We start from the raw sequence: 21,669 nt of genomic DNA on the forward strand, positions 1-21,669 counted from the left end.
AACAATATGTCAAGCATTGACTTGGAAAATAGCATGATAACGCCACACTCTGTGAGTGAACGATTATTGATGCTATTAAAAACGCGAGGTGCTATGCAATCTGCTGATGCTGGTAAGATATTAGGCACCACTGCGGAAGCTGCCCGCCAACAGTTTGTGAAGCTGGCTAAAGAGGGTCTGGTTGAAGGGCACTCAGAAACAAGGGGAGTCGGTCGCCCTATTCAGCTTTGGTATCTGACCGACAAGGGGAACGCTAAATTTCCCAATACTCATGCAGAATTAACCGTCCAGATGATTACGATTATCCGCGATCAATTGGGTGAATCAACGTTGGATTTCATTATCAAATCTCGTGAAAAAGAAGTTTCTGATAATTATAAAATCGCAATGGAAGGAGCAACTGGATTACAGGAAAAAATTGAGCGTCTGGCTAAGATACGCTGCCAGGAAGGTTATATGGCTCAATATATCGTTCAGGAAGATAATTCAGTTTTGTTTGTTGAAAATCACTGCCCAATCTGTGCTGCCGCCAGCATATGCCAGGGTTTTTGTCGCGCTGAGCTCAAAATGTTTCGGGAAATTCTGCAAGCACAAGTGGAAAGAACTGAATATATTCTGAACGGTGCCCGACGCTGTGCTTACCGCATTACACCATTGAAATAGACCAGATAAAGCTTACATATAAAACCTACACGATTGAGCGCATGTAGGTTTTATTTGCTTAATATTTACATAACAGCCAGGTTATTCTTTACCTGCCACAGATAACTGCTGGTAAATATAATGCTTATAGCTCTCCACCAGTGCTTTGTCCTGACAGTCATTAAGCTCACCACCACATAAATGACGCATCGTTATATTAGCCTGATAGAAAGGTGGAACGGTTAACCGAGCCCTTTCCAAAATCATCCCGCCGAGAAAAGAAATATCTGTCAGCTTGCCGATGGTAATAGGCGTTCCCTGTTTCAGATTATCCCGCATCGTAAATTGAGTCAGATACGCCGGATCAGGCAGTGAAGAGGAATATTGGTTAAAATGGATATTAGGTTGATGATCACCAAATGAGAGAAAAACGGTCGGCTTATCGCGTTTAGCCACAAATTCACTGAATTCTTTGATAGATGGATCCGATGTCGTGATCTTTTCCATATAGTGGCTGAATTTTCCTATTGCCGATGAAGTTTCAAGTTTGCCCGTCAATCCATAATCGTCGCTATGGTTCTCTTCATAAGGCCCATGCTCGTACATAGTCAGAGCGTAAATAAAGATGGGTTTATCCGTCTCCTCAGTCAGGAGAGTTTTCACGTAAGACAATACATCTTGTGTCCTGATCTGCCACAAATTCTCATCCATACTTGCTGGATAACCCAACTCTTGTGGCTGGATAATGCGATCAACACCCAGTGTCTGGTATGCATGTCCGGCATGATAGGCAGATTTATTAAATGGCGTCAGCACCACAGTATAATAACCATTATCTTTCATGGCATGAAACAGGCTATTTTGCAGATGGTCAACCACAAAATAAAACACAGAATTTTTACGCGAGCCGAAGTCATCAGTATCTAATCCCGTCAGGATAGAGAACTCTGATAGCCACGTTCCACCACCAAAGGTTTGTACCCGGAGTGGACTTTGCGCGCTGACCCCCGCATCATGCTGAAACATAAAAAGGTCTGGTAACCGAGTATTCGTCGGTAACTGATAAATATGCGGGTTAACCGTAGATTCCTGCAATAATACAACCACATCCGGTTTTACCTCTGATTGTGGTTCAGGCAGAGTGACATTTTTCGCCTGCTGCAAAAAATAATCTGCTGATACACCAAATTTAGGAGATTGGTACTCTACATCTTTAGCTGACATCACCATATTGGTCATTGTCCCACGCCCTTTGGGTAATTCAGCCTGCCATTCGTTATGGTAAGCATTGACGGTAAGATTGACACTCCCAACACCGGCAGCAACCAATACAACACTCAACACCCGCCATTTTAGCCCTCGCACTGGATTTGCACTTCTCCAGCTCAGGAACATATTGAAGATTAGCCAAACCAGCATCGCTACTACTGCAAGACCGGCTAGCCAATAGTGGTGCAGAGTTTCCTGATTTGAAGGATCGAGCATAATATTCAAATCAGAGAACATCAGTTGGTCTTTATAGTAGTGAACTTTTAGCTGGTTGAGGAATTTGATGATAATAAAAAGGGTTCCGGTAAATACTGCGGAAAACAACCCGCGTGCTGTAATAAGAAATACCAGCCCAAAGAGCGTACTAAATACACCAACAGAAACTAACGCGGGATAGATATCAGCACTTTTTTCAAATACTAATACCAGAGCTGCGAGCAACAATACCCCCAAATAAACCCCTGAGATTATTTTTTTCTTCATACCTTACTGTGTTCCATGCATGAGTCCAGTTTCATACCAGCCGATGAAAATAGCACAGGTTTCCCGACATACTGTAGACAAAATAAAGCAAGTCTTTCAGTACCTAATGTGCCAACCTGACAGATAAGGGTAAGTTTTTAAAAAATCTATCACCATGATTCTACTGTTAACACTATGTTGATTAATTCAATCGCAATTAACTATTAAATTTAAAATCTGTTGAATAAATTGGCGATCATAGTGACAAATAAGAGTATTATCAGAATGAAATCCTGTTAATAACTATATTTACAATCTAGGTTAGATTGGACAGTACAATCATGGTTATTCTTATTGATTAATATATTGAAAATAGAAGAGATTGATGATGAAACTAACACCTGAAAAATTGTGCTCTGCGATAGAAGAATATGCCCTCCAGCCAGAGAAGCAACGACATCTAACCCCAAAGCAAGTTCAGTGGTTTGCCAATCCAGAGAATATCTTTTTGATGATCACTACGGCATTAACTCTACCTGAAGAAACTATGGATGATATAGGAGACAGCGTCCAAGATTGGCTTGAAGTTGCCATCTCAGAACTCGCATTAATCGCTGTCAATTCACCTAAGGAAGTCAAACAACAATTTGAACAAGCTATTGAACTAATACTAAATTATGCTAAAGAAAACTTCGAGCTGCATAGTGAAAACGTATTGTTATGTTCCTCAATCTTGAAGCGATACCAGTTTCACATCAAAGCTGACATTGCTCAATTGTTGGATATTACAAAACATACCGATAGCACAAATGTGGCTTCTTTTCCCCAAAATCCTCCTAAATTAAAAGAACTCATTCATGAACTTAATCTTCAATCCGGCATCGAATTCATTGAATTTTTTGAAGATGGTTTTTCTGTTGCCCCCCTTGACGCGTTACACTATATACTGTCGGAAGTCATACAGTATTCATGGGGTATTGATGCACTACTTTTGCTAACTCAATACTTTGAGGAACCAATAGCGCTTACCAGTGCACAAGTGCTGGATCAATGTTCTTCTTCTGCCTGGAAACATTTATCCTACTTACAGCTTATAAACCTGTGTGCCCGTTTCAACCGTCATCCTTCAATTAAACCCTATCTGAAGCGATGGAAAAAACGTGCACTGGCACACCATAAGGCACGGGCGACAGCAGAAATATACGAACTATACACCACCCAGGTTGACGGTAATGATTGCGCTAGCATGATGATGAAAGCCACACTGGATGGTAAGGAGTACCAGATAAGTATGATGCTGGATTTTAAATCTGGTATCCGGGAAACCTTATTGAATACCGTCCCTGACCAAACACTCAGTGAGTTAATAGCACAATTAAGCACCGATACCAGTGTTGAATTTACGCTTGTTTCTCCAGACTGGCTGCAACAAGTGCTACCGTGGATCTTTTCCGTTCAGCAAGCTAAAAATACACCTCTCGACCTTTACTCACTTTATTGGTTGTCACAATTGCCTATCGACTGGACTCAACCAGAAGAGTTTAATCTTGAACAATGGAGCCAGAAATTGGGTTATGAGGTAAACCCGAAGCGGCAAGAGCAGAGTCGTCTCGGTTACTTCAGCCTCGGCCAATCTGTTGAATCAGCGCTCATGATGAGCTGGCTGGCACCAGAAGAATGTATATTGAAAGCGAAAAAACCCAGAGACTTATTGAAACTCTACTATTATGCAAACAAGGACGTGTTTACCGGGCGTCTGACTTACTCCGCCGCTGTCGAGAGATATAAGCTACCACCAGAAGAGAAACGTTTGACGAATGAATATCTGGATTTGGCTCATGCGCTCCACGATCCCGCGATAAACCGTAAGAGATTTGGTTTATTTGATACCCTGTCTGAATTCAGTTTTCGGCTTTTTACTATGGATCTGGATGACCTCTCTTCTTCAATCCCACCACAAGGGTTGGTTATCAAAATCAGCTTACTGGAAGCAAGCCCTGCTATCTGGCGTCGGGTTCAAGTCAGTAACCAGATGACACTGAATGAATTGCATGATGTGATACAAAATGTCATGGGATGGGAAAATATGCACCTGTTCCGTTTTGAACTTGGGGGAATAGAAATCCCGGAAGAAAATTATGACCAGGTATGTATTGGTTTATTCTTACGTGATATTGGTGATGAACTCAACTACCAGTATGACTTTGGTGATGACTGGCTCCATCAGGTAACAGTAGAGAAGGTACTTGAAAAAGATGTCCTTCAGCCTAAAGTTACCGCAGGTAACGGAGTCTGCCCAACTGAAGATTCTGGCGGTATTTGGGAATGGAATTATTTACTCAAGTTGAGAAAGAGAAAGCTATTGACCGAAGATGAAGCAGAGCACTTGGAATATATCGGGTTGTCCCCAAGTGAATCACTTGAACCTTTTGATAAACAAGAAGCGAATCATAGGCTCAGAAAACTATTCGAATAGTTTTTTATTCGAATAAAGAACTGTTCAATCAATAAAGTCAGTAAAAACAGAGAAGAAAATAGTCTCTGGTATTTTTACTGACAACGCAAGCGCCGGATTGAGCCGATGATATTCAATTAACAGCATCATAAATTAATCCGATGGAGAATGAAGCAGATGGGTAACACAAGGTCAGGAAACCACTTAATCACTCATGAGATTTGCGGTACTTCCCGTACCTATGTACAACAAAAAAACCATCTGAGCAGCCCCAAACTGGATTGGGTGGCAGAAGAAGTCCCCATTGCCTTAGTTTACAACGGCATTTCTCATGTTGTGATGATGGCAAGTCCGAAAGATCTCGAACATTTCGCAATCGGCTTCTCATTATCGGAAGGGCTGATCATTTCTCCGCAGGAAATTCGTGGTATTGATTCAATTATCAGTTGTCACGGCGGCATTGAATTACATATCGAACTCTCCAGTCGCCGCTTTGCTGAATTGAAAGAGCGCCGTCGCAGTATGGCTGGCAGAACGGGTTGTGGTATTTGTGGCACCGAACAGCTATCTGAAATATTTCGCCCAATCACTCCCCTGCCCTTTACACAAAATTTCTCATTAAGCTATCTGGATCAGGCGCTTTCACAATTACCCCGTTTGCAAAATATCGGTGCAATAACGGGTTGTACACATGCTGCTGGTTGGATTGACTTAGAAGGAAATTTACTGGGTGGATGCGAAGACGTTGGTCGCCATGTTGCATTGGATAAGTTACTGGGAATGCGATCAAAAACAGGTTGGCAGCAAGGGGCTGTTTTGGTTTCCAGCCGGGCCAGTTACGAAATGGTGCAAAAATCCGCCAATTGTGGCGTGGAAATAGTGTTTGCAGTTTCTGCCGCTACTTCACTTGCAATCGAAGTAGCGGAAAAATGTAACCTGACACTGGCAGGTTTCTGTAAGCCGGGACGAGCAACAATATATACACACCCTCAACGGTTAAAAGATTAATCAAGGCTATGAAACACCCACAAATTGGGTTCGATGTAGTGGGCCATCTGTTTCTCCGTATCCACCACCAATGGCACTAATCCACCTGGAATGATGTATTCCCCACTTTGTGGGAATTTCATACCTATCCATTCTTGCCACTCTTCCACTGTACCGTAAATATTCATCGAACGGAGTGCAGGTTTGATGATTTTGGCCCCTAAACGCCAATGAGTACGTATCCAGGGATCAAATGGCTCCCCTTTTTCATTTTTCCAGTTACAGTATTCGACAAAATCTTGCAGTGGATAACAACTTTTCAGACTTGGCCTGACAGGAACAACCATCCCTTGCAACCCTGCTTCACGCGCGGTTTGTTTCACACTATCAATTAATAAAGCCGGAACATGATGTCCACGGAATTCAGGATCAACAGTCACAGACAAAGCTGACAGCATATTTGCTTGCTTTTTTCCCTTAGCCTCTGCACCCTTACGCAATACTGCATCCCAACCATCGTCAGGCAGTTGATTTAAGGAAGTTTGCTCCCACGGAAAAGGAATTGAATTCAATAATCCAATCAGACGTTCTTGTTGCCCTTGTTTAAGGATGGCACATTTTTGAAAATGACTAAAATCAGGCTCATATAACGTATCCCAATATTGCTCGACCACCTCACCATGATCTACAAATTCCGGCCAACTGGCACTGATAAGATCATAAGATTCTTCCCTGAAATCTTCCCTTTCTTTAGCTGATTGAATAATGATTTTGGCGTCCATAACAGGTTCCATAATAAACAGATATCAGATTGATAAATATAAAGACATTCTTAATAGAATTCGCGTTATGCTCATGCAAAAAAAAGCTTCTCCGAGTATAAATAACTATTTCACTGAATAAAATTAGATTATTAATACCACAACAATATAAAGTGTTTAAGTTTACCAATCTCACATTTTTGACAAAAAGAAAATTGTTCCCCTTCTATCAAAAAAAGAAAAAATTAAATAAATTCACCACCTTATATAAAAACCTCTTTTAACCACCCTACACAACAAAAAACAAACAAGAATTATTATCATTTACATTATCATATGAAAAGTGTAATTTTCTTTGCGCAGTAAATCAGTTCATTTTTCATGATGGGGTAAAAAGGAACCCCTATTCCAAGCGAGGATAATAATGAGAAAGATTAAAGTATTAGTCGCCGCTGTAGGCGTCTTAGGATTTATGGCACAGGCTCAGGCAGCAGTAGGATTTGGTCAGAGTCAAGTAAGTACACCATCATATATTAAGGTTGGGAAAACCGAAGCGGGTCGTGGTCCACACGGTGGCGGAGCGGGTGAACCGGGTATAGGTGTCAGTTCCGTCTACGGTGGTCAGATCACTGGGTTTGCTGGTCTGACCCGTATGGCTCCAGCCGATAATAATGGCATTCATAATATCTCAATGGCGGGTGCTCCAGGTACGCACGGTAGTATGGGAGTATTTCATTTCAGCAAAGTTGCCAATGCGGATGTTTACTTTGGTGAATGGTCCCAGACGGGTAATGCCGATGACTCAACCCATACGGTTTATTACGCTGGCAAGGATGTCACTACCAACATTCCAACCGATGGTACAGCAACTTATACAGTAACAGGTATTAACCAATACAGCGGTAATAATGCTCTGTCCGGTGAATTTACCGCAGATTTTGGTGAAAAAACACTGATTGGTTCGATGTCAAATGCTGCAATGACAATAAATATTGATGCCGATATCTATGCCGATGCTAAGTTTGAGGGCGACGCTAACATTGGCAACCTTGTCGGGACAACAGAAGGTCACTTCTTTGGAGATAATGCATCCAGTCTGGCTGGATATGCCAAATTTGACGATGACAGATCCAAAGATACCGCCTTCGGTGGTACTAAACAGTAATTGTTAATTTTTTAGAGAACAGTGCCCCAAATGGGCACTGTTCTCTGTTTTTATTTTTTCTAATAGCATGAACTTTGTGATCTGGTTTCCCCAATGTTTGACAATAGAAAAACGCCAATATTATTAACAGCATTGATAGCCTTATGCTTTTCTTTATCCACTTATGCGGATGAAGATACCTCACATAAAATCTGGCAAGAGGCACAACATAATCAACAGGAAAAAGAAACCCATCTGATTACCCCTGATCCCATTTTTACCGAGGACGACGCTTCATCTATTGTCATTAATGGGCGAACATTTCAGGTAGAAAATAATCTAAATGATATCGGTCAGGCTCTCTATCTTGCCGTAAACCACCGACAATGGCCGGATGTCAGTCGCTTTCTCGCCGCTTACCAAAAATTATCCGGGCATGATGTTATGTTGGTGAATTTTGCCCAGGGTGGGCTGGCACGTCTTGAAGGTGACCTGGATCTCGCTGCCTATCATTATCAACAAATTCTGAAACAACAACCCGATTTTCTTCGCATCAAACTAGAATTAGCTCGTGTCTATTTTGAAGATCATAAAAACCGGGAAGCTGAAGACCTGTTCTCAGCATCGAGTGAACCGCAACAGTTACCAGAAGCAGTTTTAAAGAACATTAACAGTTACCTGGAAGCCATAAAACTGAGAAATGGTTGGCGTGGCTCATTCTCTGCTGGTTATGCCTATAACGATAACGTCAATATGTCTCCTGATCAGGAAAGCTTCTCTCAGTATTATGACCTAAAGAATAACCGATTCTTTCAAAGCCAAGTCCCCAGAGCCATCAAGGCGTGGGGGATGTCTTATGATGCTACATTAAACCGGCGCTACCAGCTTATCGGCCATCACGGTATTTTTGGGCGTGGTCTGATTTATGGTGAAAACTATCGTGATTACCATGATGAGAACGAAAACACTTTCCAGCTAATCGGCGGCTATAATTATAAAAACAGGAACCACAATATCTCTTTTGGCCCTGTGTTTGAATATAAGCAGCGGGCTGGTGATACCTTTTATCGCGCCACAGGTCTCAAAACTGAGTGGAGATGGGGAATTACCTCCCAAACAGCGCTTAATATTGAACTTGAGCACAAACAATTGCGCCATCAGCAACATTACCGCAGAAAAGATGGCGCACTCACCTCTTCTTACCTCACCTTATCCCACGCCATTAACAAAGAATTTATCCTGTTTGGCGGCGGTGACTGGGTTTACCGGGATAACGACCTGCATCCCGCAGACCGTTATCAACAATGGGGTGCACGTGCCGGGATTGCCGGGCAAATCTACCGCGGTATCAATGGTTCACTATTTGCCACACTGCGGGATCGGCGCTTTGGCGCTTACAGCCCGATGCTTAGGGCCAGACGTCAGGATACGGAGCAAATTTACACTGCTGTTATCAAAATTCCTGCCGCTGAAATATTGGGCATGACCCCCTCTGTGACTTTCCGCCACCGACGCAATCACAGCAATGTGGATTGGTTGTACAGCTTTAACAAAAACGAAGTGCTGATCAGGCTGGAAAAATATTTTTAAGCAAAATCTGATGATTTTTATTTGTACGATGATAATTGAGGCAGGAAATAGCAATGGCATATCGACTCAAAACCCGGCTTACCCCCACCACAGTGGCCTTATCACTGGCATTTTCACTGGCAGCACCACCTCTGTTTGCTGAATCCAAACCTGCGACCACAGCCCCAAACGGCAAGACTGATTTAGGTAAAATTCGGGTTACAGATAGCAGTCATAAAGATGAAACCGGTTATGATGCGGTCTATGACAAAGATATTTCTAATATCTATATCGGCAAAAAGCAGATCGAGCGCTACAAAGGTGCATCTCCTGCTGACGTCATTAAAGGTGCCGCAGGTGTATACAGCGGTGATGCCCGCAATAGTGGTGCCTTAGATATTAATATCCGTGGTATTCAGGGGCAGGGACGTGTTCCCGTCACTATTGATGGAACGGAACAGGCCATTACCGTTGGGCGTGGTTACAACGGTGCTAATAACCGCAACTATATTGACCCAAACTTAATCAGCAGTATTGAAATCGAAAAAGGCCCCTCCCTGAATCGTAAAGTCAAAGGATCTATCGGGGGCGCAGTCGCTATCAAAACACTAAATATTGATGATGTGGTGCCGGAAGGAGAAACGTTTGGCATCAATACCAAACTGGAAACCAGTAGTAATTCAGTCAGAGAGCGTATCCCTTCTTTGTCACTGGGGCAGGATTACCGCGATATTCCTGACTTTACCTACAAAGATGCTGAAACTGATCCTGCCTTGAAAATCACGCCACATTCATCAAAAGACAATAAACTGTTTGGTTTCAAAGACAATGCATTCCGTATCGCCGTGGGCACAAGGCAGCAATATTTTGATTTGATGCTGGCTTATGCTTATCGCCGTCAGGGTAACTATTTTGCCGGTAAAGGTGGAGCCCATCGTTATGATGAAGCCGTTACAGAAGCCGATAAAAAACTGATGACTGAACCACAAACAAGTTTAGACCCTTATTTGCCCTTTGCTGCCCGCATCTACCGCCCCGGTAATGAAGTTCCTAATACTTCCAGTGAGATGCAATCTGTGTTAATCAAAAACACCTGGCACTTCACCGATGATCAAGCACTACAACTTGGTTTTCGCAATACTCGCATGGATTTTGGCGATATTATGCCTTCAAGACTGGCAATGGTACTTGCTGAAGATAATGTGGTTCCTCAATGGCCGCTGGCTAATGTCCGTCAACAAGCAGCCAACCTGACTTATAAATGGCACCCTGCTGAAAATCCCTATATCGATTTCGATATAAACTTGTGGACAACCCGCACGACAGGGAATACCAATACCGCGGGTGGATATCCCCGTAGTCCGGTTAGCCGGGATTATAAATGGGAAAACGAGCGCGACAAAAAGACCCCCGATATTGATGGCACATTGATAAATACAGCCGTCACCAATTCCCAAAATAATCGCTGGGGCGTGGATATTTCTAATAAATTTGAGCTGACCCGCAATCTGGACTTGACCCTGATAGGAAATTTCCAACGCGAACATCTGGATTCCAACGATGAGTATAATCCCCAAAATATGTACTTTTTCCAGTCACCGGCAAGGAAAGGGCAACGTCAAGAAATCAATCTCGCTTTTAACTTTGATTGGCGCCCTGCTTCATGGCTGGCATTAAGCGCGGGTGCTAAACGTGTTTCCTATTGGTCCAAAGATGATTTTCTCAATGAACGTCGTGCCGCGAGAGATGGACGTTATAAAAAAGTGGGTGATTCCATCGGGCATGAGATGAGTTATTGGCGAACACTAACAGCAGAAGAATCGGAATATTTTAAGAAAAAGCAGAATAACGATTATTATTCCAAACTTAACAGAAAAGAAAAAAAAGAGTTACGTAATAAAGTAAAAAAAATTAAATCCAAAATTGATCGCCATGAGCAGATGCGTTGGATGGTTCAAGAAGAATTCACTTGGGAATATGATTCCAGTAATGGTCAGCTCAAAAAGAACCAAAACCCCTATTTCAACGGTCAGCTTGATATGAATGAGAGAATCATCGATCCAATAACTGGCAAAGAAGTTTATAAATATGAATACGGCATGGTAGTCGATGCAAATAGTGTATCTGGCTCTGATCCTACCAATCCCTGGGAACCAGCCCCAAAACGTAAGGATCACGCATGGGCACCAACATTTTCTGCTACGGCCTATATCACCGACAATCTCCGAATCTATACCCGTTATGCTGAAGCAGTAAGAATGCCGAGTATTTTTGAAGATACTGTCGGCTTTTCAGGCTTTAAAGCAAATTACACAGGCCTAAACTTCAAACCAGAACGAGCCAAAACCACAGAAGTGGGCTTCGTCTATGATTTCAGCCAATTGGTTAATGCTGAACGCAATGCCGATATCAAACTCTCCTATTACAATACTGTTATTGAAAATGTGTTCGACCGGGATAATACCTATCGTTTCTCCCAACTGGATAAACAAAAACTGGCTGGTCTGGAGTTACAGGCGCGTTACGACAACGGTAGTGTTTTTACCGATATTGGCTTGGTCTACAATATGAAAAACAAGGTGTGTGACAATAACTCAGTCGCAAGAATCGACTCCCAGAATCGTTATGGTATCCCTGAGTGTATTGACGGTGGTTTTCCAGGAGGTTATCTGCGTACTTCCATTCAACCGAAATATTCAGCTAATCTGAATATCGGCGGACGTCTGTTTGATGAAAAACTGGAGCTAGGCAGCCGGATGCTCTATCACAGCGGAGCGGAAAACAAAGATGAAAAATGGCTGATGAATATCTTGCCAGATGTTTACAAAGGGCAGTCCAACAATCCAATGCGCTGGAATCCGGTATTCACTGTCGATGCTTATGTTAGCTATCAGATCACCCCTACCCTATCAATGGAGCTGACTGGTACTAACTTAACCAACCGCTATTATCTTGATCCGCTGACGCGCTCAATGATACCGGCACCGGGCAGAACCTTTAAACTCAGTCTTACCAGCCAGTTTTAGAGGATAATATGATCAACACAGCGATATCAGACAACCCTGTTAACTATGTTCCATTGACACTCAATAAACGCTTTCTGGTTGGTATCCTGATTGCTGTTTTAGTGCATACCAGTCTGATATGGCTGTTAAACCGACATACAGATTCTTACGATGAGAGTGCTCAACATCTCAACCAAAATTCGCCTGAAAAAGAGTTTTCGATCACTATGGTAGCGGTTTCATCGTGGAAGGAGGAACCGGAGTTTGTTGAATTATCTCAGCTATTGCCAACTGTTCCTGAATCACCAACAACACCAGCAATTACACTGGATAAAAAAGTTCAAACAGAAAAAAAGATCGAGAAACCTGTCGAGCCAGTTAACATTCAAAAGCCGAAAAAGCAGCGGAAAGAAAAACCAAAAGAAAATGGAGAAAAACAATCCGTTCAATCCGCTCAGAAACAGCACCTAAAAGAGCTGGAAACCAATGGCATTGAGCAGATCAATTCACAAGGCGGCATGAGCAGAGCGGCAACTTCACAACCAGTGATGGGTCAAGGTCATAGTGAATCAGATAATTACCGCACAAAACTCAGACAGGAAATTGAACGTCATAAACGTTATCCCCGCAAAGCAAAACGAATGAGGCAGGAAGGTACGGTTACCGTCAATTTTACACTGCAAGATGATGGTTCCATCACCACAGCCAGAGTCGTTCAATCCTCCGGTTACAGTGCAATGGATAATGAGGCTTTAAAAGCACTCAGTCTTGCTAAATCCATTGGCCCGAAACCTGCAAATCTGGCGGCAGATATCACACTGAAAATTAGCTTTGAGTTGGATTGACAAATCGTTTTTTAGCTTGAAGTCAGTTGCCCTGGATATTCCGGTTCTTTTCATCACTTCTTGCATGAACCCGCAATTTTTACTGAAAAATTTTTCCCGGAATTTATACCGTATTACGGGGATAACTAAAGCTCCAAAAACTGTGCTCCAAAAAACTAAAATCGGAGCACAATGGATTAGAATCCTTTCCCTCAGTGAATAAAATTTTTCAAATCAGCCGATATCATTTGAAATAGCTTTATGTTTTTGGGACTTTCAGAATATTACTTCCCAATACAAAAACTTGAGAAAATCCGGCCAAGCAGATCATCAGAAGTAAATTCTCCCGTGATTTCACTCAATGCTTGTTGTGCTAAACGCAGTTCTTCCGCCAACAACTCTCCTGAACGGGCAAATACTAATTGTTGATGACCTTCCTGCAAATGTTCTGCTGCGGTATTCAGGGCCTGTAAGTGACGACGGCGGGCAAGAAAACCGCCTTCGGTATTACTGTTGAAGCCCATGGTTTCTTTTAGATGATCACGCAGCAAATTAATGCCATCACCTTCACGGGCAGAAAGGCGGATCAATGAATGACCATTTACCTCTGATACACCGGTTTCTTCTCCGGTCATATCTGTTTTATTACGAATAACCGTAATAGGCAAAGATGCAGGCAGACTTGCCATAAATTCCGGCCAGATTTGTGCAGGCTCGGTAGCATTGGTTGTCGTACTGTCCACCATAAACAGTACTCTGTCAGCTTGTTCGATTTCTTGCCATGCGCGTTCGATACCAATGCGTTCTACTTCATCACTGGCTTCACGCAAACCTGCGGTATCAATCACATGCAACGGCATGCCATCAATATGAATATGCTCGCGTAAAACATCACGTGTTGTCCCCGCAATATCGGTGACAATCGCAGCTTCACGGCCAGCCAACGCATTCAGCAAACTGGATTTACCTGCATTTGGACGACCGGCGATCACCACGTTCATCCCTTCACGCAAAAGACTGCCTTGACGTGCTTGTGAACGAACTTGCTCAAGTTCTGCAATCACTTCATCCAACTTGGCCTCTATCTTGCCATCGGAAAGAAAATCAATTTCTTCATCAGGAAAATCAATCGCCGCTTCAACATAGATACGCAGGTCAGTCAGCGCTTCCACCATTTGATGAACCTGTTTGGAGAATGTTCCTTGCAAAGAGTTCATTGCAGAACGGGCAGCCTGTTCTGAGCTGGCATCAATCAGATCCGCAATTGCCTCAGCCTGAGCTAAATCAAGTTTATCATTCAGAAATGCGCGCTCAGAAAACTCTCCCGGATTTGCGATGCGTACACCGGAAATTGCCAGAATACGTTTCAACAGTAAATCAAGAATAACCGGCCCGCCATGCCCTTGGAGCTCCAGCACATCTTCACCGGTAAATGAGTTAGGGCCAGGAAAATAAAGGGCAATACCTTGATCTAATACAGAACCATCCAGATCACAAAACGGCAGGTAGTCGGCATAACGGGGTTTCGGGAGTTTTCCCAATACCACCTCAGCAACTTCCGCAGCTTTGGGGCCAGAAATACGCAGAATGCCTACACCGCCTCGTCCCGGAGGAGTGGCCTGAGCGACTATCGTATCGGTGGTATTCATGAAATTCTCTCTTTTACCCATTTTCTGAAATAGCAAAGGCGGCCAATGACCGCCCTCTATTATATTTTTTAAAAAATCTATTTTTAAAAGACTTATTTTTTAGAAAGGTCTACTTTCTTTTCGCGAGTATGTAACCCACGTTTTTCCAGACTGCGGAAAATAACCTGCTGTTGGATAATAGTAACCAGGTTACTGACGATATAATACAGCACCAGACCAGACGGGAACCACAGGAAGAAGATAGTAAACACGACTGGCATATAAGTCATGATCTTCTGCTGCATTGGGTCAGTGACGGTAGTTGGTGACAGTTTCTGGATCACAAACATAGTCACACCCATCAGCAATGGCAGGATGTAATACGGGTCTTGGGCAGACAAGTCCTTAATCCAGCCCATAAATGGTGCATGACGCAGTTCAACAGATCCCATCAGCATGTAATACAATGCAAGGAAGATTGGCATCTGAATCAACAGAGGCAAACAGCCACCCAATGGGTTTACTTTCTCTGTCTTGTACAACGCCATCATTTCCTGACTCATGCGCTGACGATCATCACCGTAACGCTCACGCATCGCAGTAATTTTCGGCTGCAACAGACGCATTTTCGCCATAGAGGTATATTGCGCCTTAGTCAGCGGGTACATGATACCACGCACGATAAAGGTAATCGCAATAATGGAAAAGCCCCAGTTACCGATGAACTCATGCAGGAATTTCAATAGTTTGAACAAAGGTTGGGAAATAAACCACAACCAACCGTAATCAACAGTCAGATCCAGATGTGGAGCAACCGCTGCCATTTTGTCCTGAATTTCAGGGCCAACCCACAAGGTAGAAGAAACGGACTGTTTACTGTGAGGAGCGACATCAACAGAAGCACCTTGATACCAGATTTCCGCTAATTTTTTATCCTGATGTCGAGTGTAGAAAGTGCTGGTTTCGTTTTGATTCGGGATCCAAGCTGTAGCAAAGTATTGCTGCAACATCGCTATCCAGCCACCTTTTGTAGATAAAGATAAATCCTTATCTTCAATATCACTAAAGCTGTATTTTTTGTACTTTTCATCATCTGATGAATAAGCAGCACCACGATAAGTGTGCAGAGCAAAGTTGTTGCTACCTGTATCACGATGCGTTGGTAACTCAACGCTCTGTTTCAGCTTACCAAAAAACGCAACTTCTAATGGCTTGTCAGTCACGTTATCGATGCTGTAATCAACTGAAACCGCGTAATCGCCACGTTTCAGAACAAATGTTTTAACGTAAACTACACCATCCGGCGCAGTGTAAGTCATCGGAATACGCAACTCATTCTGATCATCAGCCAGAACATAATTCGTTTGTGTTGTGCTATATAAAGGACGTTCTTTATAACGTTTTGCGTTATCAGGACCATCTTGACCCACTAATCCACTTTGAGCCTGATAAGTAAATTCAGGGGTTGATTCAAGCAGTTTGAATGGTGTTTTGGAACCCATAGTATCAGGATAGGCCAGCAGGTCAGCCTCTTCAATATCACCACCACGGGTATTGATGTGCAACGTAAGCACATCCGTTTTCACGGTGATCAGTTTGCCTTGCCCATTGCCTGCTTCGCTACCCAGCGTACTTGTTTGGTGCGAGATCTGTACTGTTGGTTGTGGGTTCTTATCATTCTCCCACGCCTGCCAGACCAAGAACGAAACAAACAGCAAAGCGATGAGAAGGAGATTGCGTTGCGAATCCATCGTTAATGTTCTCTGTTATCTTCGTTTTTTCTAGGTGGGACAGGATCATCACCACCTTCGTGTAAAGGGTGGCATTTTAATACGCGTTTCACCGTTAACCAACTGCCTTTTATCATTCCAAACCTGCGTAATGCCTCAATACCATATTGGGAACAAGTAGGGTTGAAACGACAACGAGGCCCCAGTAGTGGACTAATCACTAACTGATAACCTCTGATTAAAATAATCAAGAGGCGCGAGCCAAGCGACAGTGACGACGCCATAATTTGCCTAACGTTTCCGTTAGCTCACGATTATCAAGCTCAGCGACCCCTTTCCTCACCAAAATGACAAAATCCATGGAAGGCAATTTATGTTGGTTTAAACGAAAACTTTCACGAGCCAATCGCTTAATACGATTACGCTCATGGGCGCGTTTAACATTTTTTTTGGCGACGGTTAGACCGATGCGGGGATGCCCCAGCTCATTAAGGCGTCCAAGGATGGTGATCTCTGCGGAACTTGCCCGTTGTGGCTGCTGGAAAACATAAGTGAAATGCTCGGGAGTTAACAAACGTAACTCCCTCGGAAAAGCGAGCTTAACCACTTGGAATGGTTAGCTTTATTACTTAGAAACAGTCAGACGAGCACGGCCTTTCGCACGACGGCGAGCCAGAACCTGACGACCATTTTTAGTGGCCATACGAGCGCGGAAGCCGTGAGTACGGTTACGCTTCAGTACGGATGGTTGAAAAGTGCGTTTCATAGCGATTTCTACCTAACTTAAAATTTGTAACTGATTCAGCAAATGCGTTGGCGACCAGTGAGAAATAAGTAGACACCGATGCCTCAATCGCAACATCAATATATAGAAAGAGGCAGGATTGTAATAAAATGTACTACCCTTAGTCAATCCAAGATGACGCGAGCCTGACCGCGCTTCAATCGGTGTCAGACTTGTTGCTACCTAATATTTTGCTATTTAAAGTGTTAACCCTGACTTCCACCAGCCACAGCCGGAAAAAAATCGTTCGGCATTACACACAGGGTGCAAGATTATACGGACTGTGTAATAAAGCGCAAGGATGCAACACAGATCCTGACATTTGGTTGGTAATTATACTGCTGTTTTCCCTTTGAATTTTAAACGATAACTAAATGGGATTTGCTATATACCATGATTACACTACAGTATCTTCTATGGGCTTTATATTCTACGAGTACCAACGCGTGGTGATCTCCCTGTGGATAAAAAGCGTCAAAGCTGTGTAAAAGAATGAGGATTTATATCGTCTTTTGCGTTATGATCATTGGTCACGATTCCGATCTCGCTGTACGGATCGTTGGGAGAGCGATGAAAGTAAAAGTCGCCACAAGGTACTGCGAGCTTTCTCATCGGTAGATGTTCTTATCGGTAATATTCTTATCGGTCAAAACGTTCTCATCGGTAAATAGTAATGTCTTGTGCCCAGTATAACGTATCTATTTATTCCAGTTTCTTTTATTGGTCTTGTTTTAGGGGAGTTTGCCGTGTCACTTTCGCTTTGGCAGCAATGTCTTGCCCGTTTGCAGGATGAGTTACCTGCCACAGAATTCAGTATGTGGATACGACCCCTTCAGGCAGAACTAAGTAATAACACTTTGGCTCTTTATGCGCCTAATCGCTTTGTATTGGATTGGGTTAGAGAGAAATATATAAATAATATCAATTTGTTATTAAATGATTTCTGTGGTCCTGAAGTACCATTACTGCGTTTTGAAGTGGGTAATAAGCCTGTTTCACCGAGCCAGTCTACGTCTCAGAAAATCATTGCTGATATGCCGGTGGCTACTGCTCCATCCAGTTTATCTGTACGTCCGAGCTGGGATAATGCAAAAGCGCAGCCGGAGTTATCCTATCGTTCAAACGTAAATCCGAAACATACATTTGATAACTTTGTTGAAGGTAAATCCAACCAACTCGCCAGGGCAGCAGCCAGACAAGTTGCCGATAATCCGGGAGGAGCATATAACCCGCTATTCCTTTATGGAGGCACGGGATTGGGTAAAACCCACCTTTTACATGCTGTCGGCAACAGCATCATGGCACGTAAAGCCAATGCCAAAGTGGTATACATGCATTCTGAACGTTTTGTACAGGACATGGTTAAAGCGTTGCAGAACAATGCGATAGAAGAGTTTAAGCGTTATTATCGTTCAGTAGATGCCCTGCTTATTGATGACATTCAATTTTTCGCTAATAAAGAGCGATCACAAGAAGAATTCTTTCACACGTTCAATGCTCTGTTGGAAGGTAATCAACAGATTATTCTGACATCAGATCGCTATCCAAAAGAGATTAATGGCGTTGAAGATCGGTTAAAATCCCGTTTTGGCTGGGGATTAACTGTTGCTATTGAACCACCGGAGCTGGAAACTCGAGTTGCCATTCTGATGAAAAAAGCAGATGAAAACCAGATTCAGTTACCGGGGGAAGTGGCCTTCTTTATAGCTAAACGCCTGCGATCCAACGTCCGTGAACTCGAAGGCGCTTTGAACAGAGTCATCGCCAACGCCAATTTCACTGGCCGGGCGATTACTATTGATTTTGTACGCGAAGCATTACGTGACTTATTGGCTCTACAAGAAAAGCTGGTAACTATTGATAATATTCAGAAAACAGTCGCTGAATATTACAAAATCAAAGTTGCTGATCTGCTTTCCAAGCGCCGCTCACGCTCTGTTGCCCGTCCAAGACAGATGGCAATGGCGCTGGCAAAAGAGCTGACAAATCACAGCTTGCCTGAAATCGGGGATGCCTTTGGTGGTCGTGACCATACAACCGTATTGCACGCATGTCGTAAAATAGAACAATTGCGTGAAGAAAGTCATGACATCAAAGAAGATTTTTCTAACTTAATCAGAACATTATCTTCCTAGCGCTATGAAATTTATCATTGAACGTGAGCAATTATTAAAACCCTTGCAGCAGGTCAGCAGCCCTTTAGGTGGCCGCCCTACTCTGCCTATTTTAGGCAATTTATTGTTGCAGGTGACAACCGGCTCCCTGTCACTGACAGGTACAGATTTAGAAATGGAAATGAAGGCTCGTGTAGCACTCACTCAGCCACATGAAGAGGGAGCAACCACCATTCCCGCGCGTAAGTTCTTTGATATCTGGCGCGGATTGCCTGACGGAGCGGAAATCAGCGTTGAGCTGGATGGTGACCGTATTCTGGTTCGCTCCGGACGCAGTCGTTTTTCACTCTCTACCTTACCTGCATCCGATTTCCCCAATCTGGATGACTGGCAAAGCGAAGTTGAATTCTCACTACCACAAGCAACATTAAAACGTCTGATTGAGTCTACTCAATTCTCAATGGCACATCAGGATGTCCGCTATTATTTGAACGGTATGCTATTCGAAACTGAAGGGGAAGAACTGCGTACTGTTGCTACAGATGGCCACCGTCTGGCGGTCTGTTCAATGAATATCGGCCAGAGTTTACCTTCACACTCAGTGATTGTCCCTCGTAAGGGTGTCATTGAATTAATGCGATTACTGGATGGTGGAGATAACCCACTCCAATTGCAGATTGGCAGCAACAATATTCGCGCCCACGTTGGTGACTTTATATTTACTTCAAAACTGGTTGATGGGCGTTTCCCTGATTATCGTCGTGTCCTGCCCAAGAATCCTGATAAAACGCTGGAAGCAAATTGTGACATGCTTAAGCAGGCATTTTCACGAGCTGCGATTTTATCCAACGAAAAATTCCGTGGTGTTCGCATTTACCTAAGCGAAAACCAGCTTCGAATTACCGCAAATAACCCGGAACAAGAAGAAGCAGAAGAGATCGTCGACGTCAATTATCACGGCGCTGAAATGGAAATTGGCTTCAATGTCAGTTATGTATTGGATGTCCTCAACGCATTAAAATGCGAGCAAGTCAGTTTACTGCTGACGGACGCCACATCCAGTGTAAAAATAGAGAATTCAGCCAGTCAGGCAGCGACTTATGTCGTGATGCCGATGCGTCTGTAAAGAATACGTCTGTAACAAGTATTAATTCATAACTCATGATTCTCTCGCGTCTGTTGATCCGCGATTTTCGTAATATCGCAAATGCCGATTTGCCGTTGGCAACGGGATTTAATTTTCTTGTTGGGCCAAATGGCAGCGGCAAAACGAGTGTATTGGAATCCATTTACACCTTGGGCCATGGACGCGCTTTTCGCAGTGTTCAGGCGGGAAGAGTGATCCGTCAGGATTGTGAGGAGTTCATTCTTCATGGGAGGCTGGAGCAACAATCCCATGAACGAACGCTATCGGTTGGATTAAGCAAAAACCGTCAGGGTGACAGCAAAGTCAGAATTGATGGCAGTGATGGGCACAAAATTGCCGAGCTGGCAAAAATGTTGCCGATGCAACTTATCACACCAGAAGGTTTTACGCTGTTGAATGGTGGCCCGAAATACCGCCGTGCTTTTATTGATTGGGGTTGTTTTCATAATGAACCGCGTTTTTTTACTGGTTGGGTCAACCTGAAAAGGCTGCTCAAACAACGAAATGCGGCATTACGACAGGTAACCCGTTATAACCAGATCCAGCACTGGGATCACGAGTTTGCACCGCTTGCGACCCAGATAAGCCAATGGCGTGCAGAATATATTGCAGGTATTGCCGGAGATATTGAAAAAACCTGCAAACAATTTTTACCTGAATTCACTCTCAATATCTCTTTCCAACAAGGTTGGGATAAAGAAAGTGAATATGCAGAACTGCTCGCGCGTCAGTTTGAGCGCGACAAAGCATTAACCTATACCGCATCCGGTCCCCACAAAGCCGATCTGCGGATCAGGGCAGACGGCATATCTGTAGAAGATATGCTCTCACGTGGTCAGCTTAAGTTACTGATGTGTGCCCTGAGGTTAGCACAGGGTGAATATTTCACCCGACAGAGCGGGCAAAAATGCCTGTATCTGCTTGATGATTTTGCCTCTGAGTTGGATGCCGGTCGTCGTAATTTATTAGCCGAGCGTCTGAAATCTACGCAGGCCCAGGTGTTTGTCAGTGCAATAACGCCTGAGCAAGTTGCAGACATGATTGATGTAAATAGCAGGATGTTTCGCGTAGAACATGGCAAAATATGCCCAATGGATTTCGAGGTGCAGCCAACAAAGCGGCAATTCGAAAGACGAAGGGTATAGAGG

General features: G+C 43.4%; 17 protein-coding genes. 10 read left to right on the top strand and 7 right to left on the bottom strand.

The window, feature by feature from the left end:
• Nucleotides 1-6: 6 nt before the first annotated feature.
• The gene (locus tag Xind_RS25355) at nucleotides 7-663 is read left to right on the top strand and encodes a helix-turn-helix transcriptional regulator (protein ID WP_047678972.1); all 657 of its coding nucleotides are present in this window, start codon (nucleotides 7-9) and stop codon (nucleotides 661-663) included.
• A gap of 81 nt (nucleotides 664-744) precedes the next feature.
• Here Xind_RS25355 and Xind_RS25360 read toward each other — a convergent pair whose 3' ends face one another.
• Nucleotides 745-2,394, bottom strand: a complete 1,650-nt coding sequence (locus Xind_RS25360) for an LTA synthase family protein (RefSeq protein WP_047678974.1) — start codon at nucleotides 2,392-2,394, stop codon at nucleotides 745-747.
• Between the two features lie 364 nt (nucleotides 2,395-2,758).
• On the opposite strand from Xind_RS25360, the gene Xind_RS25365 reads away from it, so the two are divergent.
• Together Xind_RS25365 and fdhD are read left to right on the top strand one after the other, a co-directional pair.
• Entirely contained in the window at nucleotides 2,759-4,849 is a 2,091-nt protein-coding gene (locus tag Xind_RS25365) for a plasmid pRiA4b ORF-3 family protein (RefSeq protein ID WP_246432510.1), read from the top strand.
• A gap of 156 nt (nucleotides 4,850-5,005) precedes the next feature.
• Complete coding sequence (gene fdhD, locus Xind_RS25370) at nucleotides 5,006-5,836, top strand: formate dehydrogenase accessory sulfurtransferase FdhD (protein ID WP_047678976.1); 831 nt, start codon at nucleotides 5,006-5,008, stop codon at nucleotides 5,834-5,836.
• Here the strand turns inward: fdhD and Xind_RS25375 are convergent.
• Complete coding sequence (locus Xind_RS25375; RefSeq protein ID WP_187650033.1) at nucleotides 5,833-6,597, bottom strand: N-acetyltransferase; 765 nt, start codon at nucleotides 6,595-6,597, stop codon at nucleotides 5,833-5,835. The genes fdhD and Xind_RS25375 overlap by 4 nt on opposite strands.
• 403 nt (nucleotides 6,598-7,000) lie before the next feature.
• Here Xind_RS25375 and Xind_RS25380 point away from each other — a divergent pair, with 403 nt between their 5' ends.
• The 4 genes from Xind_RS25380 (at nucleotide 7,001) to Xind_RS25395 (ending at nucleotide 13,139) form a co-directional block, all read left to right on the top strand.
• Nucleotides 7,001-7,741 (top strand): Slam-dependent surface lipoprotein, encoded by a 741-nt coding sequence (locus tag Xind_RS25380; protein ID WP_047678980.1) that lies wholly within the window; start codon nucleotides 7,001-7,003, stop codon nucleotides 7,739-7,741.
• Between the two features lie 93 nt (nucleotides 7,742-7,834).
• The gene (locus Xind_RS25385; protein ID WP_187650034.1) at nucleotides 7,835-9,310 is read left to right on the top strand and encodes a surface lipoprotein assembly modifier; all 1,476 of its coding nucleotides are present in this window, start codon (nucleotides 7,835-7,837) and stop codon (nucleotides 9,308-9,310) included.
• Nucleotides 9,311-9,363: 53 nt separating this feature from the next.
• Complete coding sequence (locus Xind_RS25390) at nucleotides 9,364-12,315, top strand: TonB-dependent receptor domain-containing protein (protein WP_047678984.1); 2,952 nt, start codon at nucleotides 9,364-9,366, stop codon at nucleotides 12,313-12,315.
• Between the two features lie 8 nt (nucleotides 12,316-12,323).
• Nucleotides 12,324-13,139 (top strand): energy transducer TonB, encoded by an 816-nt coding sequence (locus Xind_RS25395; protein ID WP_187650035.1) that lies wholly within the window; start codon nucleotides 12,324-12,326, stop codon nucleotides 13,137-13,139.
• Nucleotides 13,140-13,402: 263 nt separating this feature from the next.
• Here Xind_RS25395 and mnmE read toward each other — a convergent pair whose 3' ends face one another.
• From mnmE to rpmH, 5 genes are all read right to left on the bottom strand, one after another.
• Nucleotides 13,403-14,767, bottom strand: a complete 1,365-nt coding sequence (gene mnmE, locus Xind_RS25400; RefSeq protein WP_047678988.1) for a tRNA uridine-5-carboxymethylaminomethyl(34) synthesis GTPase MnmE — start codon at nucleotides 14,765-14,767, stop codon at nucleotides 13,403-13,405.
• 92 nt (nucleotides 14,768-14,859) lie between these two features.
• Nucleotides 14,860-16,497: a membrane protein insertase YidC gene (gene yidC / locus Xind_RS25405; RefSeq protein WP_047678990.1), complete on the bottom strand. Its 1,638-nt coding sequence runs from the start codon at nucleotides 16,495-16,497 to the stop codon at nucleotides 14,860-14,862.
• Nucleotides 16,498-16,499: 2 nt separating this feature from the next.
• Nucleotides 16,500-16,760 (bottom strand): membrane protein insertion efficiency factor YidD, encoded by a 261-nt coding sequence (gene yidD, locus Xind_RS25410; RefSeq protein WP_047678992.1) that lies wholly within the window; start codon nucleotides 16,758-16,760, stop codon nucleotides 16,500-16,502.
• The gene (rnpA, locus tag Xind_RS25415) at nucleotides 16,724-17,083 is read right to left on the bottom strand and encodes a ribonuclease P protein component (RefSeq protein ID WP_038267113.1); all 360 of its coding nucleotides are present in this window, start codon (nucleotides 17,081-17,083) and stop codon (nucleotides 16,724-16,726) included. Before rnpA ends, yidD begins: the two co-directional genes overlap by 37 nt.
• A gap of 18 nt (nucleotides 17,084-17,101) precedes the next feature.
• The gene (gene rpmH / locus Xind_RS25420; RefSeq protein ID WP_038267117.1) at nucleotides 17,102-17,242 is read right to left on the bottom strand and encodes a 50S ribosomal protein L34; all 141 of its coding nucleotides are present in this window, start codon (nucleotides 17,240-17,242) and stop codon (nucleotides 17,102-17,104) included.
• A 764-nt stretch (nucleotides 17,243-18,006) separates the two neighbouring features.
• Here rpmH and dnaA point away from each other — a divergent pair.
• From dnaA to recF, 3 genes are read left to right on the top strand one after another with little or no spacing between them, the layout of a single operon-like run.
• Nucleotides 18,007-19,395, top strand: coding sequence for a chromosomal replication initiator protein DnaA (gene dnaA, locus Xind_RS25425; protein WP_047678994.1), 1,389 nt, complete (start codon nucleotides 18,007-18,009; stop codon nucleotides 19,393-19,395).
• Between the two features lie 4 nt (nucleotides 19,396-19,399).
• The gene (dnaN, locus tag Xind_RS25430; protein WP_047678996.1) at nucleotides 19,400-20,500 is read left to right on the top strand and encodes a DNA polymerase III subunit beta; all 1,101 of its coding nucleotides are present in this window, start codon (nucleotides 19,400-19,402) and stop codon (nucleotides 20,498-20,500) included.
• A 35-nt stretch (nucleotides 20,501-20,535) separates the two neighbouring features.
• A complete protein-coding gene (gene recF / locus Xind_RS25435) occupies nucleotides 20,536-21,666 on the top strand; it encodes a DNA replication/repair protein RecF (protein WP_187650036.1) in 1,131 nt (376 codons plus the stop codon).
• The last annotated feature ends 3 nt before the right edge of the window (nucleotides 21,667-21,669 follow it).

The sequence above is a fragment of the Xenorhabdus indica genome (assembly GCF_014467235.1).
Taxonomy (GTDB): domain Bacteria; phylum Pseudomonadota; class Gammaproteobacteria; order Enterobacterales; family Enterobacteriaceae; genus Xenorhabdus; species Xenorhabdus indica.

What these genes read in the sequence shown, in the direction of transcription:
- Xind_RS25355 (WP_047678972.1), top strand. Translation starts at nt 7, where the DNA reads ATGTCAAGCATTGACTTGGAAAATAGCATGATAACGCCACACTCTGTG.
- Xind_RS25360 (WP_047678974.1), bottom strand. Translation starts at nt 2,394, where the DNA reads ATGAAGAAAAAAATAATCTCAGGGGTTTATTTGGGGGTATTGTTGCTC.
- Xind_RS25365 (WP_246432510.1), top strand. Translation starts at nt 2,759, where the DNA reads ATGATGAAACTAACACCTGAAAAATTGTGCTCTGCGATAGAAGAATAT.
- fdhD (WP_047678976.1), top strand. Translation starts at nt 5,006, where the DNA reads ATGGGTAACACAAGGTCAGGAAACCACTTAATCACTCATGAGATTTGC.
- Xind_RS25375 (WP_187650033.1), bottom strand. Translation starts at nt 6,597, where the DNA reads ATGGACGCCAAAATCATTATTCAATCAGCTAAAGAAAGGGAAGATTTC.
- Xind_RS25380 (WP_047678980.1), top strand. Translation starts at nt 7,001, where the DNA reads ATGAGAAAGATTAAAGTATTAGTCGCCGCTGTAGGCGTCTTAGGATTT.
- Xind_RS25385 (WP_187650034.1), top strand. Translation starts at nt 7,835, where the DNA reads ATGTTTGACAATAGAAAAACGCCAATATTATTAACAGCATTGATAGCC.
- Xind_RS25390 (WP_047678984.1), top strand. Translation starts at nt 9,364, where the DNA reads ATGGCATATCGACTCAAAACCCGGCTTACCCCCACCACAGTGGCCTTA.
- Xind_RS25395 (WP_187650035.1), top strand. Translation starts at nt 12,324, where the DNA reads ATGATCAACACAGCGATATCAGACAACCCTGTTAACTATGTTCCATTG.
- mnmE (WP_047678988.1), bottom strand. Translation starts at nt 14,767, where the DNA reads ATGAATACCACCGATACGATAGTCGCTCAGGCCACTCCTCCGGGACGA.
- yidC (WP_047678990.1), bottom strand. Translation starts at nt 16,497, where the DNA reads ATGGATTCGCAACGCAATCTCCTTCTCATCGCTTTGCTGTTTGTTTCG.
- yidD (WP_047678992.1), bottom strand. Translation starts at nt 16,760, where the DNA reads ATGGCGTCGTCACTGTCGCTTGGCTCGCGCCTCTTGATTATTTTAATC.
- rpmH (WP_038267117.1), bottom strand. Translation starts at nt 17,242, where the DNA reads ATGAAACGCACTTTTCAACCATCCGTACTGAAGCGTAACCGTACTCAC.
- dnaN (WP_047678996.1), top strand. Translation starts at nt 19,400, where the DNA reads ATGAAATTTATCATTGAACGTGAGCAATTATTAAAACCCTTGCAGCAG.
- recF (WP_187650036.1), top strand. Translation starts at nt 20,536, where the DNA reads ATGATTCTCTCGCGTCTGTTGATCCGCGATTTTCGTAATATCGCAAAT.